Source organism: Bradyrhizobium sp. SZCCT0148, assembly GCF_018129985.1.
GTDB classification, from domain to species: Bacteria; Pseudomonadota; Alphaproteobacteria; order Rhizobiales; family Xanthobacteraceae; genus Bradyrhizobium; species Bradyrhizobium japonicum_H.
In genome coordinates, this window is sequence record NZ_JAFCKT010000001.1 from 1,617,737 (window position 1) to 1,634,187 (window position 16,451).

Below are 16,451 nucleotides of genomic sequence, written 5' to 3' on the forward strand. Positions count from 1 at the left end.
TTGCACGGCTCTTCCGGCGACGCTACAGCGAGGCTCCCGGTTCACGCCAACGCGGTTCGCCATGCTCATGCAATCCAGACTTGTCGCCCTCGCCGCTGCTGTCCTGCTGTCGACCGGCGCCGCTTCTGCCCAGCAGGCCGCCAAGAAGAACGCCCCCGCTCCGGCGGCACAGCCGGCTCCGACGCAGCCACAGGCCGACGGCTCGCCTGCGCAACAGCCCGGCTGGATCGTACGCTGTACCAGTGCCAGCCGTGACGCGCCGCTCGAATGCGCGATGGAGCAGAACGCGGTACTGACCAAGACCGGCCAGACCATCGTCCTGATCAATATCCGCATCGCGCCCGATACCCGCACGCCGGTGGCGCTGCTGCAATTGCCGCTCGGCCTCAACCTTCCCATCGGCGCCAAGCTTCAGGTCGACGAGGGCAAGACGGTCGACCTGCAGATCCAGACTTGCGAGAACCGCGGCTGCTACGCCTCGTCGCCGATCGCGCCGGACCTGCTTGCCGCGTTGCGGTCGGGCAAGCAGCTCAAGGTCTCCTTTCAGAACATGGCCAAGGAGACGATCGCGATCCCGATGCCGCTGGGCGACTTCGCGGCGGCCTACGACAAGATCAAGTAACAGGCACGCTGTCATCGCCCGCCTTGCGCGCAATTGCGCCACTGCGGCGAGCAATCCAGTATTCCAGAGACGGCGGTGATCGGACCGAGAGGCCGCGGCGTGCTGGATGCCCCGCCTTCGCGGGGCACGGCACCGGTTTCCGCTACTGCCGCGCCATCTGCGCGTTGCCGACGGCCTCGCCGTCGAGCTTCTGATCGCTGTTCATGGTGACAGTCACGCGCAGCAGGTTTCCCCTGAATTCGAACGGCGCCTCGTAATGTGACACCGGGCTGCCGCGGTCGCGGCCGATGTCGAGTCCGGACCACGAGATCAGCGTGTGAAAGCCCAGCCGGGTCTGGAGCGAACCCGCGGGCTCGCCGTCGATCAGCAGCGTGTATTCGGTGACACCAGTGCGCGAGCCCTTGGCCGGCGCCTCCTTGCGCACCAGACGTTCGACGTGCACGCCGAGCCGGCGCGCGCCTGTCGGCACCTTGCGGTCCGAACGCACGATCTGGTGGCTGCCGCCGATGTTGAGATCGTGCACGAGATGGCCATCGCTGACATAGAGGCTGTAGCCCGACGTCGCATCGCCGTGCGCGATCAGCACGCCGTCGGCGCCCGCTTCGCCGATCTCGACATGCGCCTCGATCGTGTAGCTGCGGCTGCGCACGTCCGGCGCGACGTCGGTCGCGCCTCGATCGTGTAGCTGCGGCTGCGCACGTCCGGCGCGACGTCGGTCGGCACGTGCCCCATACCGGCGTGGAAGACGAAATGGTGACGCGCGCCGTGGAAACGCGCGGCATTTTCGGCAAAGCGCGGCCCGAAGCGGTCGTCGAGCGGCAGCACCTTGTGCTTCTCGGCCTCCTTCCACCATGTCGCGATCATCGCTGCGAGACGCTCCGGCTCCCTTGTCGCGAGATCGTCGGTCTCGGAGAAATCCGCGTCCAGATGGAACAGCTCCCATTTGTCGTTCTCGAACGGCGTGCCCGACGGATGGAAGGCAACCGCCTTCCATCCGTCGTGCCAGAGACCGCGATGGCCGAACATCTCGAAATATTGCGGCGAACTCTTCGACGGTGCCGAGGCATCGATGATCGAACGCGCAAAGCTCTCGCCTTCCAGCGGCATCTGCCGGCAGCCCGCGAGATCGATGGGCGCCTCGATGCCGATGAGCTCCAAGAGCGTCGGCGTGAGGTCGCAGGCGTGAACGAACTGGTGCCGCAGTTCGCCTTTGGCCGCGATCCTGTTCGGCCAGTTGATGACGAAGGGATCGCGGATGCCGCCGCCATGGGTGTTCTGCTTGTAGCGCCGCAGCGGCGTGTTGGACGCCATCGCCCAGCCATGCGGAAAATTGCTGTGGGTGTCGGGCCCGCCGATGTCGTCGATGCGTGCAAGCTTCTCGGCGATCGGCTCCGGCTTGAAGTTGAACGGTCCCATCGCATTGACGAAGCCGAGCGGCCCGCCTTCCTGGCTCGCGCCATTGTCGGACATCACGATGATCACCGTGTTGTCGCGGATGCCGGCCGTGTCGAGAAATGCGACGAGACGCGCCAGATGGCGGTCGGAGTGGTCGAGCATGCCGGCAAAGGCCGCCTGCAGGCGGGCGAAGACGCGGCGCTCGTCGGCCGAGTGCTCCTCCCAGGCCTTCACGCCGTCGTTGCGCGCGGGCATCCGCGTATCTCCGGGCACCAGGCCCATCGCCTTCTGGCGCGCGAGACGCTGCTCCCGCTCGACGTCCCAGCCATGGGCGAAGGCGGTGTCATAGCTTCTGATGATCTCGACCGGCGCCTGATGCGGCGCGTGGCAGGCCCCGAGCGCGACCCAGGTCAGCCAGGGCACATCAGGACGATCAGCGACGTGATCGCCGATGAAGCGGATCGATTGATCGATCAGATCCTCGGTCAGATGATAGCCGTCCGCATAGGTCCCCGGCGGATCGATATGCGTGTTGTCGGAGACGAGTTCCGGCGCATACTGGTCGGTTTCGGCGTCGAGAAAGCCGTAGAAGCGATCGAAGCCGCGGCCGAGTGGCCAGCCGTCGAACGGACCGGTGGCGCCGCTCTCGGTCAGCGGCGTGACGTGCCACTTGCCGACCATGTAGTTGCGATAGCCATGCACGCGAAGCATCTCGGCCAGCGTGCCCGCCTCTCGCGCGATCTTGCCGCGATAGCCGGGATAGCCGGAATCGAAATTGGCGAGGCACCCGACTCCGACCGAGTGATGGTTGCGCCCGGTGAGCAGCGCGGCGCGCGTCGTCGAGCACATCGCGGTGGTATGGAAACCGCTGTACCGCAGGCCCTCCTCAGCAAGCCTGTCGATGGTCGGCGTCCTGATCGCCGAGCCGTAGCAGCCGAAATTGGAGAAGCCGACGTCGTCAAACAGCACCACAAGGATATTCGGCGCCCCCGCGGGCGGCCTTGGTGCATCCGGCCACCAGGGTGTTGACTCCGCAACCGTCTTGCCGACTTTCCCGCCGAACGGCGTGCCGCTGCCTGCGCTCATCTGATCCTCCCTGCCGGACCCGGTGTTTTCATTGTCGTAGCGCCCGCGATTGACCTGCAGCCCGCCACGCCCTAAATTATAATCAGAATTATGATTATAGTTTTTAGCGGATGCAAGCACGGATGCGCCCACGGTCAGATCAGCCGGAGCTTCGCGATTTCGACCTGCCGGGTGTCGCGCCGTCGCGGCAGAAGCGCAGCCGGGAAACCACGCTGGCGCTGCTGCGCGCCGGCGCCGAAATGCTGAGGACGCGCAGCCTTGTGGAGCTCTCGATCGAGTCGCTCTGCACCGAAGTCGGCGCCACCGTCGGGGCCTTCTACAGCCGCTTCGAGAGCAAGGAGACCTATTTCAACGCGCTAATGGCGCTGGCCATGCGCGACGGCGAGCAGCGGCTGGGCAAGATCCGGCGACCGTCACCGGAGGCAAGCCTCGACCAGCTCTGCCCCATCATCGTCGGCGGCATCATCGCCTGGATGCGCAGCCACGAGGGCGTGCTGCGCGCCGCGCTCCAGCACGACGACACCCGCCCGGACAAATGGACACCGTTCAAGGCGCTCGCGCAGGCGACGACCGCGCGCGCCATCCCTCTCCTGCTGCCGGCCATGGGCAGGGGCCGCAAGGCGGCAAAGACACGCACCATCGCCTTCGGCTTCCAGATCGTGCTCGGCACGCTTGTGAACGTGATCCTCAACGATCCCGGTCCGCTACAGCTTTCGTCGAAAGAGATGGAGACGCGGCTCGCCGATTGCCTGCTGCTGCTGCTTCAGGCCGAGGTCGACCGATAGGCCTATTGCTCCCGCTGTCAGCTGGTAAGGTCGCCCGCCCGCAACAGCGTCGTGAAGCCGCCATAGATCATGCGCTTGCCGTCGAACGGCATGCCCTCCATCTTCAGCCGCGGATCCGCCATCACCTTCTTGTTCACGGCGTCGCGGGTCTCGCGGTCGCGGTAGACGATCCAGGAGAACACCACGACCTCGTCTTCCTTCGCCATCACTGCGCGTGGAAAGGAGGTCAGCTCGCCATAGGGAACGTCATCGGCGATGCATTCGACGTACTCGAGCGCACCGTGCTCCATCCAGATCGCGCAGGCGCTCGTCGCCAGCGTCTTGTAGGCCTCGATATTATCCTTCGGCACGGCCAGAACGAACCCATCGACATAGGGCATCAGGATCTCCTCGCGTTGTGTGATCCAAGGACGATGGAGCGCGCAACGATCCGACCGGGGAAACGCAATTTTGGATGAGGCAAACGGTCGCCATCGCCGACGCGGCCAGCGGACCAATCACTGTCGCTGAGGGGCTGGAGAGCCGGACCTTGGAAGGCCTGAGCTGGCTGGGGAACCTGGATTCGAACCAAGACAAACAGAGTCAGAGTCTGTTGTGCTACCGTTACACCATTCCCCACCGAAGCGCTTGAAATCACTAAGCTTTCTTCGGAAGTTCTGCAAGGCAAGCTAATTGCTTTGCAAATCAGCGGCTCGCAGGCCGCTCATATAGCCGCGCTGACCTTCGCGGTCCAGCCCCTCTGTGAACATCGTCCGCTTGTTCTTGTTCTCCCTGCGTTCGCACCGACAGGACGTAAGGTCTCAACCCTGCGGAGGAATCCTGCGGCCCTTTGAGGCTGCGGAACAGCGATCGACCCGCATGTCGATCTATTTCTGCGCCGAGAACCCGAAGGCGAGCGCGGCCATCGTAGATGCGAGCAGGATGCCCAAGGTCTGAAACGGAATTCGCTGACGGCTCGCAATATACGGAGTGGTGAGCGTGACCGCTTCCAACGGCTGCTGAATGGTGGCGATCCGGACGACGAGTAAATGCGAGAGACAGACGCCGTGTCCCGCGACCTTACAGCCGACGATCTGCATTCGAATATCATTGTGAAAGAGCTTCGACGACCTATATCCGCAAGGCTTCCTTCCGAAACCCCATCTTTCCTTGCGAAGAACCGTGCTCATTTTCTTCTTGCTTCTGTTTGTACCGATTGGCCTGTCGGCCGCGCGGTACTATTGGCTTGGAGATGGCCGCGGCAATTGGCAGACGGCCGACCGTTCCAGCGCGGGCTTGCTGCCGCCCGCTTCTTCCCATCCCGATGCCCTGATCCGGGTCTATGCGGCGCGAACGGTCCGGTGGCGAAGCATCTTCGCCGTCCATACGTGGATCGTCGTCAAGGAAAAGGATGCGACCCACTACAGCCGATACGACTACACCGCCTGGGGCGAACCGATCCGGAGCAACGGCTTCGCTCCCGATGGAAGGTGGTTCGGCGCCCCGCCGGAAACCGTTGTCGCCTTAGATGGCCCACAGGCCGAGCCCCTCATTCCCAGGATCCGGAGCGTGATCGAAACCTACAAGTTTCGAGCTTACGGCGACTACAGCGCCTGGCCGGGACCGAATTCAAATACCTTCGTTCAAGCCGCGCTTGATGCCGTGCCGGAACTTCGCGCAGTTCTGCCGCCGACCGCGATCGGCAAGGATTATCCCTATTCCGGAGAATGGATCGGGCTGACCGCCTCGCGCACCGGCTTCTATGCCTCGCTCTCCGGCTATCTCGGCCTGACGCTGGGCTGGGTCGAAGGCCTCGAGATCAACTTCTTCGGTGCCGTGCTCGGCCTCGACATCCGGCGGCCCGCCATCAAGCTGCCGGGCATCGGCCGCCTCGGTGTTGCCGCCGGTCTATAGCGCCGGACGGGACGGCGATTGACGATATTTCGTCACGACGGTCAGATCACGATGTGATCGAAGTCGGCGGCGATCCGGCTGTTCGGAAAGATCCTTGCCGCCTCGGCGAGAACCTCTTCGTCTTCATAGCGTCCCGACATGTGGGTCAGCACGAGCTGCTTCACACTGCTCGCTGCCGCAAACGACGCCGCTTCTGCCGCGGTGAGATGCCCATAGTCCCGCGCGGTCGACGCGTCACGATCGAGAAACGTTGCCTCGATCACCAGCAGATCGGCATCAGCGATGTGTTGCGCCAGCCCCTCGGTGGTTTCGGTGTCGCCGATGACGACGAGCTTCTTGCCGCCGCTCGGCGGACCCAGGACGTCTTCCGGATCGATCGTGCGATCGGCTATCACGATGGCTCGTCCCGCAGCCAATTCTCCACGCATTGGGCCATCCGGCACACCCAGAGCCGAAAGGCGTTCCGGCAAGAGATGACGGCGCGCGGGACTTTGGAACACGAAACCGAAACTGTCGGTGTCACGGTGCCGAACCGGAAAGCAGGCGATGGTGAAGTCGCCGGCGTCGATCACCTGTCCTTCGCTCAGGGCCGCGAATGCGACAGGGATCGGCGCCCTGCCCGGACCCCAAAGGCCCGCGAACATCCGGACGACGATGTCGAGCGTGCCAGGCCCGCCATGAATGGTCATCGCGTCGGCACTCCGCCGCAATCCCAATGTTGAAAACAGACCGGGGATGCCGAGCACATGATCGAGATGCGCGTGCGTCAGCAGCACGCGGTCGAGCCGCCGAAAGCCGGCGCCGCTGCGCAGCAACTGGCGCTGCGTGCCCTCGCCGCAATCGACCAGCATGCGCTGGCCGGCCGCCTCGATCAGCAGGGCCGGATGGTTGCGTTCGGCGGACGGAACGCTCGCAGAGGTCCCGAGAAATGTCAGGGCGAACATGCTTGTCGTTTGTCCAGAGATGAAGCGTCCTTCCGCCCTGACGTCTCTAAGACCTTACAGCTTCACAACGACCTTGCCGAAGTGGGAGCCGGTCCGGAGATGGGCGAACGCGTGAGGGACCTCGTCGAAACCGTACACCCGATCGACGATCGGGTGGATTGCCTTGTCGGTCAAGAAGCGATTCATGGCGGTGAAATGCTCGCGCGATCCGACGGTGACGCCAATGATGTCGGCGTTCTCCCACTGAAGACGCGCGAGGTCCGGCTTCGGGCCAAACCCTGTCAAGACACCGATCTGGACGATCTTGCCTCCCGCAGCGACCGATCTCAGCGATCGGTCATAAGTGCCGGGTCCGCCGAGTTCGAGGATATGACTGGCGCCTTCGCCGTCCGTCGCCTTCATCAGCGCGGCATCCCAGTCAGGCGTGTCGCGGTAGTTGATGAGGAGTGAACCGCCCAGCGCCTTGGCGCGGGCGAGCTTCTCATCCGAGGAAGAAATCACGATCGCGCGCGCGCCCAGCGCCGCGGCGAACTGAAGGCCGAACAGCGCGACGCCGCCTGTCCCCTGGACCAGCAGCGTGTCGCCTTTGCCCATCCCGCCGCGAGCGATGAGGCCGTGCCAGGCCGTAACGCCCGCACAGGGCAGGGTCGCCGCTTCGACCGCGGACAAGTGCGCCGGCGCGGAGACAAGCGCGGTTGCCGGCAGCACGACATACTCCGCAAGCATACCGTCCATGGTGTTGCCGCCGAGGGCAGACGAAACATAGCTGGACTTGAATGGCCCCGCGATCCAATCGCGAAAGAACGACGCGGCGACGCGGTCTCCGGGCTGCCATTGCGTGACGCCCGAACCGATGGCATCCACGACACCCGCGCCGTCCGACAGCGGGACGCGACCATTCAGTCCACCTTGGCCGACGCGGTCGAGGATCATCAGGTCGCGATAATTCAGGCTTGCGGCTTCGACCCGGATACGGACCTCGCCTTTGGCGGGTTCAGGTCGACTGACATCGGCCAGCACAAGGCCACCGGCACCGGCATCGCCGTTCAAATGGTAAGCTTTCATCTTGCTCCTCCGCGATGGTGTTCACATGGACGAGCACGACCTGTAAGGTCTGACAGCACTGTCAGGGTCAAGAGGATTTTCCAGTGAAGATAGGTGAGCTTTCCCGCCGGACGGGAGTCAGTGTTAGGATGCTGCGCTACTACGAAGCCGAAGGACTGCTTGCGCCGCAGCGGACAGACTCCGGCTATCGCGATTACGGTTCGACGGAAGAGGAGACCGTTCGGCGGATCAAAATGCTTGGCGCGGCCGGGATGACGCTGGAAACGATCCAGCAATTGCTGCCGTGCGTGCGGAGCAACGATCCGGAATTCACGCCGTGCAACAATCTGCGCAGAATACTCGCGCAGCAGGTCAGCCTCATCGACGAACGCATCGAGACTCTTAGCCAAAGCCGGCGGATTCTGGCGGGCTTCCTGTCGAGCGTGAACTGAGCGTCAACCGCCCGCTCGACTTCACCGCCCCCAATGCCACGAGAGCAGCAGCGCGTACAGAGCCGTCGAGGCGGCGTAGAGCGCGGCAGAAGTGCGTAGCCCGCGATCTGGCGCGGCACGATCCCCGCTTCGCGCCGCTGCTGTCGCGGATGATCGTCGGTGCCGTCTGCCTGATCACCTTCAACACGCTTGGACGCGGCGCCACCATCATCACGCCGTTCCTGGTCGTCTCCTTGTTCGAGACGCACGGCGTGGCCGGCGTCACTGATGATCGGGCTGCTGGTGGTGCAGATCATTGCGGTCTTCGCCCTCGGCATCGAGCGCCGGCATCGCAGTCTCGAAGAGCTCAAGGCCGAGGAATCGGCGGCGCCGGTGCTGAAGGAAGCTTCCTGAGGCAAGCTCGGCCTGCATGTTCGAGACGCCCGCTTTGGCAGGCGTCTCGAAGAATGGCTACAGGCTACGGTCCAGCCCCCCGCCCTGACCGCGGGCAGATCCGGCTCCCGTTGCGCGGCCTCCTCATCCCCATTTCAAAATCGCATGTTCGGTGCCCCGAGCGATCGGCACGGCGGGTAGCGTCGACCCAGCGATGAGATACATTGAGGCATTGGAGGTCGTGATGACCGCAGATGCTGCTGACCTGAATTATGGCTCGATCGGCGCCCTGCTGAGCGCCCTGCACGCGCGTAAGCTCTCCGCAGCGGAGCTGCTCGAACACACGATCGCGCGCATCGAGGCGCTGGACGGACCGATCAACGCGATCATCGTGCGCGACTTCGAGCGCGCCAAGGACGCCGCACGCGCGGCCGATGCCGCGCTCGGCCGCGGCGAGCGCCGGGCCTTGCTCGGCATCCCCGTGACATTGAAAGAACCGTTCAACGTCGCCGGCCTGCCGACGACATGGGGCTTTCCGCAGTTCAAAGACTTCCAGCCGACGGAAGACGCCCTGGTCGTCTCGCGGCTGAAGGCGGCGGGCGCCATCATCATCGGCAAGACCAATATCCCGATCGGACTGCGGGATTTCCAGAGCTACAACGACATCCACGGGACGACCAGCAACCCGTGGGATCTTGGCCGGTCGCCCGGCGGCTCCTCGGGCGGATCGGGGGCGGCGCTGGCCGCGGGCTTCGGTCCGCTCTCGATCGGCTCGGATATCGGCGGCTCGATCCGCGTCCCAGCCCATTTCTGCGGTGTGTTCGGACACAAGCCGAGCTTCGGCCTGGTCCCGCTGCGTGGATACGGCCTGCCGCCGGCACCTGGCCAGGGCGATCTCGCCGTCGTCGGACCGATGGCACGCACCGCATCGGACCTTGCGCTGTCGCTCGACGTGATTGCCGGCCCGGACGAGACGCGGGACGGGATCGGCTATCGGCTTGCACTGCCCGCCCCGCGACACGAAAAGCTCCGGGATTTCAGCATCCTCGTGATCGAGACGCATCCCTTGATGCCGACGGGAGACGCTGTGCGTTCCGCCATCGGACGGCTGGCAGAACGGCTCGAACGATCGGGCGCACGGGTCGCACGTTCAAGCACGGCGCTGCCCGACCTCGCCGAATCCGCACGGCTTTACATGAAGCTGTTGAACGCAGCGCGCAGTCCGCGCCTGACACCGGCTGCCCTCGCAGAGGCGCAAGGACTCGCTGCGGCACTCTTGCCCGACGACCGCAGCCTGCAGGCCGAGCGTGCGCGCGGCTGGGGCATGAGCCATCGCGACTGGCTGGCGACCGATGCGACACGCCTGCAGCTGCAACAGAAGTGGCAGCGATTCTTCCGCCAGTTCGACGCCGTGGTCTACCCGGCCGCTGCCGTGCCGGCGTTTCCACATGATCATTCCGAGCCGTTCGACGCGCGACTGCTCGACATCGACGGACAGCCCGCCAACTACTCCGACGCGTGCTTCATCTGGGCAGATCCTGCATCGACCTACGGACTGCCGGCGACCGCTGTTCCGATCGAGCGGACACCATCGGGTCTGCCGATCGGCGTCCAGATCATCGGGCCTTATCTCGAGGACCGCACGACGATCGCGCTGGCTGGGCTCATCGAACGCGAGTTCGGCGGCTTCGTCCCGCCGCCGTCGCTCTCTGCCATGCAATCGGCGAGGTGACACAGGCCGATCGCGCTTGCGGCGATCAACTTCGGTCGGTCGACTGCGCCTCGACCGCCTGCACCGCCACGCTCGCCACCTGCCGCAGCGCTTCACGATTCGCGCCCGAGGATGCCATCACGCCCATACCGACCGATACGGCCGAGACGTAGCGCGCGAGCGCGGCGGGGTCGGCACCTTCCTTGAGATCGCCTTCGGCCTTGGCGCGGATGAAACGGTCGCGGAGCTGGTCTTCATTCCGGGCGCGGTGGGCGGCGAGTTCGAAGGGTACGTTCTCGGAGCCGGTACCGCAGGCGATGCCACCCTGCACCAGCAGACATCCGGGCGGATTGGCGGGATCGGTCTGCTTGTCGGCGATGCCCATCAGCATCCGTTCGGCCACCTCGCGGGCGGTCGGTGCGGCCACCACCTCGTTCATCCAGACGTTGCGCAGTTTGGTGTAGCGTTCGAGTGCGGCCTTCAGCAGGCCTTCCTTGTTGCCGAAACACGCGTAGAGACTCGGGGGATTGATGCCCATGGCCTCGGTCAGCTGCGCGATGGTGGCGCCCTCGTAGCCGTGTCGCCAAAACACTTCCATCGCCTGATCCAACGCCGTTTCGGCGTCGAATTCGCGCGGGCGTCCCATGCGCATGTGCCTGTCTCCTCGGAAGCGGCGGTCAGTAGCAGCCTAACGCCGGTCCCTATCTGATTGTTCTAGCTTTATTTTTCTTGTGTCTTCCCATCGTCGCGGTAAGCGGCTACAATTTTCTTAGTGAATGGTACATAAGTATCTTGCACTGCGACATCCAGCTCCACATCTGTAGTGAACACTACATATCTGGAGCGCGCAAATGCACCCCTCCCAAAATACCTCCCGCACCGGCCGTTTCCGCCGCCTTCTGGGCGGCGTTGCCGTCGTCGGCGCCCTTGCCGTGGCCGGCGCGATTGCGACCGGTCACTACCTTCATCCCGCCCAGGCAACCGCGACGGCGGCCGCGGCTGAACAGGCAGTGCCCGTCACCGTCGCCATGATCGAGCCGCGGCAGACTGCGCTGTGGGACGACTTCTCCGGCCGATTGGAAGCCATCAACCGAGTCGAACTCCGGCCGCGGGTTGCCGGTGCGATCTTTGCGACGAAATTCACCGAAGGCGCGCTGGTGAAGGCCGGCGACGTCCTCTTCAAGATCGATCCGGCACCTTACGCGGCCGAGGTCGACAAGGCCAACGCCCAGCTCGAGGCGGCAAAGGCGCGCGTGGTGTTCACCAACAGCGAGGTCGAACGCGGCGCGCAGTTGGTCGGCAACGCCGTCGTGACACGCCGCGATTTCGACCAGCGCGAGAACGCCAACCGCGAAGCGATCGCCAACGTGAAGGCGGCCGAGGCGACGCTGCAGACCGCAAAGCTCAATCTCGACTACACCGAGGTGCGCGCGCCGGTGGACGGCCGCGTCGGCAAGATCGAAATCACCGTCGGCAATCTCGTCGCTGCCGGCACGGCCTCCCCGGTGCTGACCTCGCTGGTCTCGGTCAATCCGATCTATGCGTCCTTCGACGCCGATGAAGAGGTCGTGCTGCGTGCGCTGAACTCGATCGCCGATCCCTCCGGCCAGCGCGGCAAGCTCGACCAGATCCCCGTGGAGATGGCGACCTCCGGCGGCTTCTCGGCGAAAGGCCACATCCAGCTCATCGACAACCAGGTCAACGGCCAGAGCGGCACCATCCGGGTGCGCGCGCTGTTCCAGAACGAGGACGGGCGCCTGATCCCCGGCCAGTTCGCCCGCGTCCGCATGGGCCAGCCGAAGCAGCAGACGCTGGTGATGATCGACGAACGCGCAATCGGCACTGACCAGGACAAGAAGTTCGTGATGGCGGTCGGCGACGACAGCCGCGCGGTGTACCGGCCGATCACGCTCGGCGGCGCCGTCGACGGGCTTCGTGTCGTCACCTCGGGCCTGAAGTCCGGCGATCGCATCGTCGTCAACGGCCTGCAGCGCGTGCGTCCGGGCGCCCTCCTCAAGACGGAGGTCGCCACGATGGGCGCGCGCGGGCAGCAAGCAGCCTCCAACCACAGCAACCAGGACGTGGTGCAACGCTAGTCACCTCGTTCCGGGGCGCGCGGGCAGCCCGCCCCGGAACTCGGAATCACAGAACGGCCAGGACATCCCATCTCGATTCCAAACTCGCGGGCGCTCCCGCGACGGAGTGACGGGAGAGCTGTCTCCGGCGCAGGGGCAAGGCCATGAATCTCTCGAAATTCTTCATCGATCGTCCGATTTTTGCCGGCGTGCTGTCGGTCCTGATTTTCCTTGCCGGCCTGATCTCGCTTTTCGCGATGCCGATCTCGGAATATCCGGACGTGGTGCCGCCCTCCGTCGTGGTGCGCGCGACATATCCCGGCGCCAATCCCAAGGTGATCGCGGAGACGGTCGCGACCCCGATCGAGGAGCAGATCAACGGCGTTGAGAACATGCTGTACATGTCGAGCCAGGCGACCACCGATGGCGCGATGACGCTGACGGTGACTTTCCGGCTCGGCACCGACCCCGACAAGGCGACGCAGCTGGTGCAGAACCGCGTGCAGCAGGCCGAGCCGCGCCTGCCGGCCGTGGTGCGGCAGCTCGGCATCATCACCAAGAAGTCGTCGCCCGACCTCACCATGGTCGTGCATCTGTTGTCGCCGAACGGCCGCTACGACATGACGTATTTGCGCAACTATGCGGTGCTCAACGTCAAGGATCGCCTCGCGCGGATCGACGGCGTCGGCGACGTCCAGCTCTATGGCGCCGGCGACTATTCGATGCGGGTCTGGGTCGATCCGCAAAAGGCCGCCGAGCATGGCCTGACCGCGAGCGATATCGTCAAGGCGATCCAGGCACAGAACGTCGAGGCCGCCGCCGGCGTCGTCGGCTCCTCCCCCAACGTCAGCGGCATCGACCTGCAATTGTCGGTCAACGCGGAGGGCCGGCTCGCGACCGAGGACCAGTTCGGCGACATCGTGGTGAAGACCGGAACGCGCGGCGAAGTCGTTCGCCTGCGCGACGTCGCGCGCATCGAGCTCGGCGCCTCCGAATACGGGCTGCGTTCGCTGCTCGACAACAAGCAGGCGGTGGCGATACCGATCTTCCAGGCGCCCGGCTCCAACGCGCTGCAGATTTCCGACAACGTTCGTGCCACCATGGCCGAGATCAAGAAGAACATGCCGGAAGGCGTGTCCTACCAGATCGTCTACGATCCCACCCAGTTCGTCCGTTCCTCGATCGAAGCCGTGATTCACACGCTCTTGGAAGCGATCGCGCTGGTGGTGCTGGTCGTGATCCTGTTCCTGCAGACCTGGCGGGCCTCTATCATCCCGCTGCTGGCGGTGCCGGTCTCGATCGTCGGCACGTTCGCCGTGATGCACGTGTTCGGCTTCTCCATCAATGCGCTGAGCCTGTTCGGCCTCGTGCTCGCGATCGGCATCGTCGTGGACGACGCCATCGTCGTGGTCGAGAACGTCGAGCGCAACATCGAGTCCGGATTGTCGCCGCGCGACGCCACCTATCAGGCGATGCGCGAGGTCTCGGGCCCGATCATCGCCATCGCCATGGTGCTGATCGCAGTGTTCGTGCCGCTCGCCTTCATCTCCGGCCTCACCGGGCAATTCTACAAGCAGTTCGCACTGACGATCGCAATCTCGACCGTGATTTCCGCCGTCAACTCGCTGACCCTGTCGCCGGCGCTGTCGGCGCTGCTGCTCAAGGGCCACAACGAGCCGAAGGACCGGCTGACGCTGATCATGGAAAAGGGTCTTGGCTGGTTCTTCCGCGGCTTCAACAAGGCCTTCACGCGTTCCTCGGAGAATTACAGCGGCAGCGTCACCAAGGTGATCTCAGGCAAGGCCGCCGTGATGGGCCTCTATATCGTGCTGGTCGGCCTCACCGCCTTCCTGTTCCAGCAGGTGCCTGGTGGATTCGTGCCGGGCCAGGACAAGCAATATCTGGTCGGCTTCGCCCGTCTGCCGGACGGCGCCACGCTCGACCGGAGCGAAGAGGTGATCCGCAAGATGAGCGACATCGCGCTGACCCAGCCCGGTGTCGAGAGCTCCGTCGCCTTTCCCGGCCTGTCGATCTCCGGCTTCACCAACTCGTCCAACGCCGGCATCGTGTTCTCGACGCTGAAACCGTTCGACGAGCGCAAGGGCGCGGAGTTGAGCGGGAACGCGATCGCAGCCGACCTGAACAAGAAATACGCCGGCATCCAGGAAGCCTTCATCGCCATGTTCCCGCCGCCGCCGGTCAACGGCCTCGGCACCATCGGTGGCTTCAAGCTGCAGATCGAGGACCGCGCCGGCCTCGGCTATGAGGCTCTGAATGAGGCGACCAATACATTCGTGGCGGCGATGCAGAAGGCGCCGGAGATTGCCGGCGTGTTCTCGAGCTTCCAGGTCAACGTGCCCCAGCTGTTCGCCGACATCGACCGCACCAAGGCGCTGCAGCTCGGCGTGCCCGTCACGGAAGTCTTCAACACGCTCCAGATTTATCTGGGCTCCTACTACGTCAACGACTTCAACAAGTTTGGCCGCACCTATTCGGTCCGCGTCCAGGCCGATGCGCCGTTCCGCGCGCGGGCCGACGACATCAGGCAGTTGAAGGTGCGCTCGTCCTCGGGCGACATGGTGCCGTTGTCGGCGCTGCTCAACATCCGCCAGAGCGCGGGGCCAGAGCGCGCGATCCGCTACAATGGATTCCTGTCGTCCGACATCAACGCCGCCGCCGCGCCCGGCTTCTCATCGGGCCAGGCGCAGGAGGCCGCAACCCGGATCGCGGCGGAGACATTGCCGCCGGGCTTTGCCTTCGAATGGACCGACCTGACCTATCAGGAGTTCATCGCCGGCAATTCCGGCCTCTGGGTGTTCCCGCTGGCGATCCTGCTGGTGTTCCTGGTGCTGGCCGCGCTCTACGAGAGCCTGACCCTGCCGCTCTCGATCATCATGATCGTGCCGATGGGCCTGCTCGCCGCCATGTTCGGCGTCTGGATTTCCAAGGGCGACAACAACGTCTTCACCCAGATCGGCCTGATCGTTCTCGTGGGGCTCTCGGCCAAGAACGCGATCCTGATCGTCGAATTCGCGCGCGAGCTCGAATTCGCCGGGCGCACGCCGATCCGGGCCGCGATCGAGGCAAGCCGCTTGAGGCTTCGCCCGATCCTGATGACGTCGATGGCGTTCATCATGGGCGTGCTGCCGCTGGTGCTCTCGACCGGCGCGGGCTCGGAGATGCGGCGCGCCATGGGCGTTGCCGTGTTCTCCGGCATGATCGGCGTCACCGTGTTCGGTCTGTTCCTGACGCCGGTGTTCTACGTGCTGCTGCGGACGGTGACCGGTAACAAGCCGCTGGTGCATCACGGGAGCGACATCAGCGCGGCACCGGTCCAAGGTTCAATTGCCAGCCCTGGCCACTAGACCAGGGAGACTCCGGAGAGCAGCAACAGGACGAGCACGGTCTTGCGAAAGACCGTCTCGTTGACGCGGTGGAAGGCGATCACGCCGAGCGCCGAACCGGCGAACAGCGCCGGCAGGCTGACCGCGAGATCGATGAAGACCTTCGACGACAGATCCTGATGTCCGACCAGCAGGGCGATCGCAAAGACCTGCATTGCGGCGATGAAAGGCTGCACCAGACCGCGCTGCTCGCTCTTGGGCATGCCGCGCATGTCGCACCAGATCGTCGGGATTGCGCCCGGCATCGCCGTCAGCCCGCCGACGAGCCCGCCGCCGAAGCCGATCAACGCGACCCAGTGCCGCCCGACCGCGTCACCGGCGGTGATCAGCGTCGGGCGCAGCAGCATGTAGGCCGCATAGAGCGCGACGACGATGCCGAAGCCGCGCCTGAGCAGATGGGTATCCGCGCTCTGCAGCAGCGAGACCGCAATGGGAACGCCGATCAGTCCGCCGACGATCAGCAGCAGGCTGCCCTCCCAGCGGATGCTGCGCCGGAGCGCCCACAGATTGGTCGCCTGCACGCCGATGCTGCACGCCATCATCAACGGCACGGCTTCGAGCGGCTGAAACACCCGCAGCAGGATCGCGCCCGCGACAGCCGAAAACGCGAAGCCCGAGAGCCCGGAAACAAAGGCGCCGGCGAACACGGCAACGCTGAGCAGCATCAG

Annotated in this window: 13 protein-coding genes, 1 tRNA gene and 2 pseudogenes; 8 read left to right on the plus strand and 8 right to left on the minus strand. The window is 64.8% G+C overall.

Features of this window, described 5'->3' with window-relative positions; all coding sequences use genetic code 11:
• Positions 1-61: 61 nt before the first annotated feature.
• Positions 62-622, plus strand: a complete 561-nt coding sequence (locus JQ580_RS07840) for an invasion associated locus B family protein (protein ID WP_212279063.1) — start codon at positions 62-64, stop codon at positions 620-622.
• 142 nt (positions 623-764) lie between these two features.
• Here JQ580_RS07840 and JQ580_RS07845 read toward each other — a convergent pair.
• A pseudogene (locus JQ580_RS07845) lies at positions 765-3,103 on the minus strand (arylsulfatase).
• Positions 3,104-3,225: 122 nt separating this feature from the next.
• Here JQ580_RS07845 and JQ580_RS07850 point away from each other — a divergent pair.
• Positions 3,226-3,888, plus strand: coding sequence for a TetR/AcrR family transcriptional regulator (locus tag JQ580_RS07850; protein WP_212279064.1), 663 nt, complete (start codon positions 3,226-3,228; stop codon positions 3,886-3,888).
• A 17-nt stretch (positions 3,889-3,905) separates the two neighbouring features.
• Here JQ580_RS07850 and JQ580_RS07855 read toward each other — a convergent pair whose 3' ends face one another.
• From JQ580_RS07855 to JQ580_RS07865, 3 genes are all read right to left on the minus strand, one after another.
• Positions 3,906-4,268, minus strand: a complete 363-nt coding sequence (locus tag JQ580_RS07855) for a DUF1428 domain-containing protein (protein ID WP_212279065.1) — start codon at positions 4,266-4,268, stop codon at positions 3,906-3,908.
• Positions 4,269-4,432: 164 nt separating this feature from the next.
• Positions 4,433-4,506: transfer RNA gene (locus JQ580_RS07860), tRNA-Gln, on the minus strand.
• 248 nt (positions 4,507-4,754) lie between these two features.
• A complete protein-coding gene (locus JQ580_RS07865) occupies positions 4,755-4,967 on the minus strand; it encodes a hypothetical protein (protein WP_212279066.1) in 213 nt (70 codons plus the stop codon).
• Positions 4,968-5,049: 82 nt separating this feature from the next.
• On the opposite strand from JQ580_RS07865, the gene JQ580_RS07870 reads away from it, so the two are divergent.
• Positions 5,050-5,781, plus strand: a complete 732-nt coding sequence (locus tag JQ580_RS07870; protein WP_212279067.1) for a DUF3750 domain-containing protein — start codon at positions 5,050-5,052, stop codon at positions 5,779-5,781.
• A gap of 41 nt (positions 5,782-5,822) precedes the next feature.
• On the opposite strand, the gene rnz is transcribed toward JQ580_RS07870, so the two are convergent.
• Positions 5,823-6,725, minus strand: a complete 903-nt coding sequence (gene rnz / locus JQ580_RS07875) for a ribonuclease Z (protein ID WP_212279068.1) — start codon at positions 6,723-6,725, stop codon at positions 5,823-5,825.
• A gap of 54 nt (positions 6,726-6,779) precedes the next feature.
• A complete protein-coding gene (locus JQ580_RS07880; protein ID WP_212279069.1) occupies positions 6,780-7,790 on the minus strand; it encodes a zinc-dependent alcohol dehydrogenase family protein in 1,011 nt (336 codons plus the stop codon).
• Positions 7,791-7,873: 83 nt separating this feature from the next.
• Between JQ580_RS07880 and JQ580_RS07885 the strand changes: the two genes are divergently transcribed.
• From JQ580_RS07885 to JQ580_RS07895, 3 genes and pseudogenes are all read left to right on the plus strand, one after another.
• Complete coding sequence (locus JQ580_RS07885) at positions 7,874-8,221, plus strand: MerR family transcriptional regulator (protein WP_212279070.1); 348 nt, start codon at positions 7,874-7,876, stop codon at positions 8,219-8,221.
• 182 nt (positions 8,222-8,403) lie between these two features.
• Positions 8,404-8,614 (plus strand): annotated as a pseudogene (locus tag JQ580_RS07890) (MFS transporter); the annotation flags it as partial.
• Between the two features lie 223 nt (positions 8,615-8,837).
• A complete protein-coding gene (locus JQ580_RS07895) occupies positions 8,838-10,325 on the plus strand; it encodes an amidase (RefSeq protein WP_212279071.1) in 1,488 nt (495 codons plus the stop codon).
• A 25-nt stretch (positions 10,326-10,350) separates the two neighbouring features.
• Here JQ580_RS07895 and JQ580_RS07900 read toward each other — a convergent pair whose 3' ends face one another.
• Positions 10,351-10,956 carry a TetR/AcrR family transcriptional regulator gene (locus JQ580_RS07900; RefSeq protein WP_212279072.1) on the minus strand — a complete coding sequence of 202 codons (606 nt, stop codon included), beginning with the start codon at positions 10,954-10,956 and terminating at the stop codon, positions 10,351-10,353.
• A 199-nt stretch (positions 10,957-11,155) separates the two neighbouring features.
• On the opposite strand from JQ580_RS07900, the gene JQ580_RS07905 reads away from it, so the two are divergent.
• Together JQ580_RS07905 and JQ580_RS07910 are read left to right on the plus strand one after the other, a co-directional pair.
• Complete coding sequence (locus tag JQ580_RS07905) at positions 11,156-12,400, plus strand: efflux RND transporter periplasmic adaptor subunit (RefSeq protein WP_212279073.1); 1,245 nt, start codon at positions 11,156-11,158, stop codon at positions 12,398-12,400.
• A gap of 143 nt (positions 12,401-12,543) precedes the next feature.
• Positions 12,544-15,744 (plus strand): efflux RND transporter permease subunit, encoded by a 3,201-nt coding sequence (locus JQ580_RS07910; protein WP_212279074.1) that lies wholly within the window; start codon positions 12,544-12,546, stop codon positions 15,742-15,744.
• On the opposite strand, the gene JQ580_RS07915 is transcribed toward JQ580_RS07910, so the two are convergent.
• Positions 15,741-16,448: a sulfite exporter TauE/SafE family protein gene (locus JQ580_RS07915; RefSeq protein ID WP_249134058.1), complete on the minus strand. Its 708-nt coding sequence runs from the start codon at positions 16,446-16,448 to the stop codon at positions 15,741-15,743. The genes JQ580_RS07910 and JQ580_RS07915 overlap by 4 nt on opposite strands.
• Between the last annotated feature and the right edge of the window lie 3 nt (positions 16,449-16,451).

Excerpts from the sequence above, each read along its gene's own strand:
- JQ580_RS07840 (WP_212279063.1), top strand. The coding sequence starts at position 62 with ATGCTCATGCAATCCAGACTTGTCGCCCTCGCCGCTGCTGTCCTGCTG.
- JQ580_RS07850 (WP_212279064.1), top strand. The coding sequence starts at position 3,226 with ATGCGCCCACGGTCAGATCAGCCGGAGCTTCGCGATTTCGACCTGCCG.
- JQ580_RS07855 (WP_212279065.1), bottom strand. The coding sequence starts at position 4,268 with ATGCCCTATGTCGATGGGTTCGTTCTGGCCGTGCCGAAGGATAATATC.
- JQ580_RS07865 (WP_212279066.1), bottom strand. The coding sequence starts at position 4,967 with ATGCAGATCGTCGGCTGTAAGGTCGCGGGACACGGCGTCTGTCTCTCG.
- rnz (WP_212279068.1), bottom strand. The coding sequence starts at position 6,725 with ATGTTCGCCCTGACATTTCTCGGGACCTCTGCGAGCGTTCCGTCCGCC.
- JQ580_RS07880 (WP_212279069.1), bottom strand. The coding sequence starts at position 7,790 with ATGAAAGCTTACCATTTGAACGGCGATGCCGGTGCCGGTGGCCTTGTG.
- JQ580_RS07895 (WP_212279071.1), top strand. The coding sequence starts at position 8,838 with ATGACCGCAGATGCTGCTGACCTGAATTATGGCTCGATCGGCGCCCTG.
- JQ580_RS07900 (WP_212279072.1), bottom strand. The coding sequence starts at position 10,956 with ATGCGCATGGGACGCCCGCGCGAATTCGACGCCGAAACGGCGTTGGAT.
- JQ580_RS07905 (WP_212279073.1), top strand. The coding sequence starts at position 11,156 with ATGCACCCCTCCCAAAATACCTCCCGCACCGGCCGTTTCCGCCGCCTT.
- JQ580_RS07910 (WP_212279074.1), top strand. The coding sequence starts at position 12,544 with ATGAATCTCTCGAAATTCTTCATCGATCGTCCGATTTTTGCCGGCGTG.
- JQ580_RS07915 (WP_249134058.1), bottom strand. The coding sequence starts at position 16,448 with ATGCTGCTCAGCGTTGCCGTGTTCGCCGGCGCCTTTGTTTCCGGGCTC.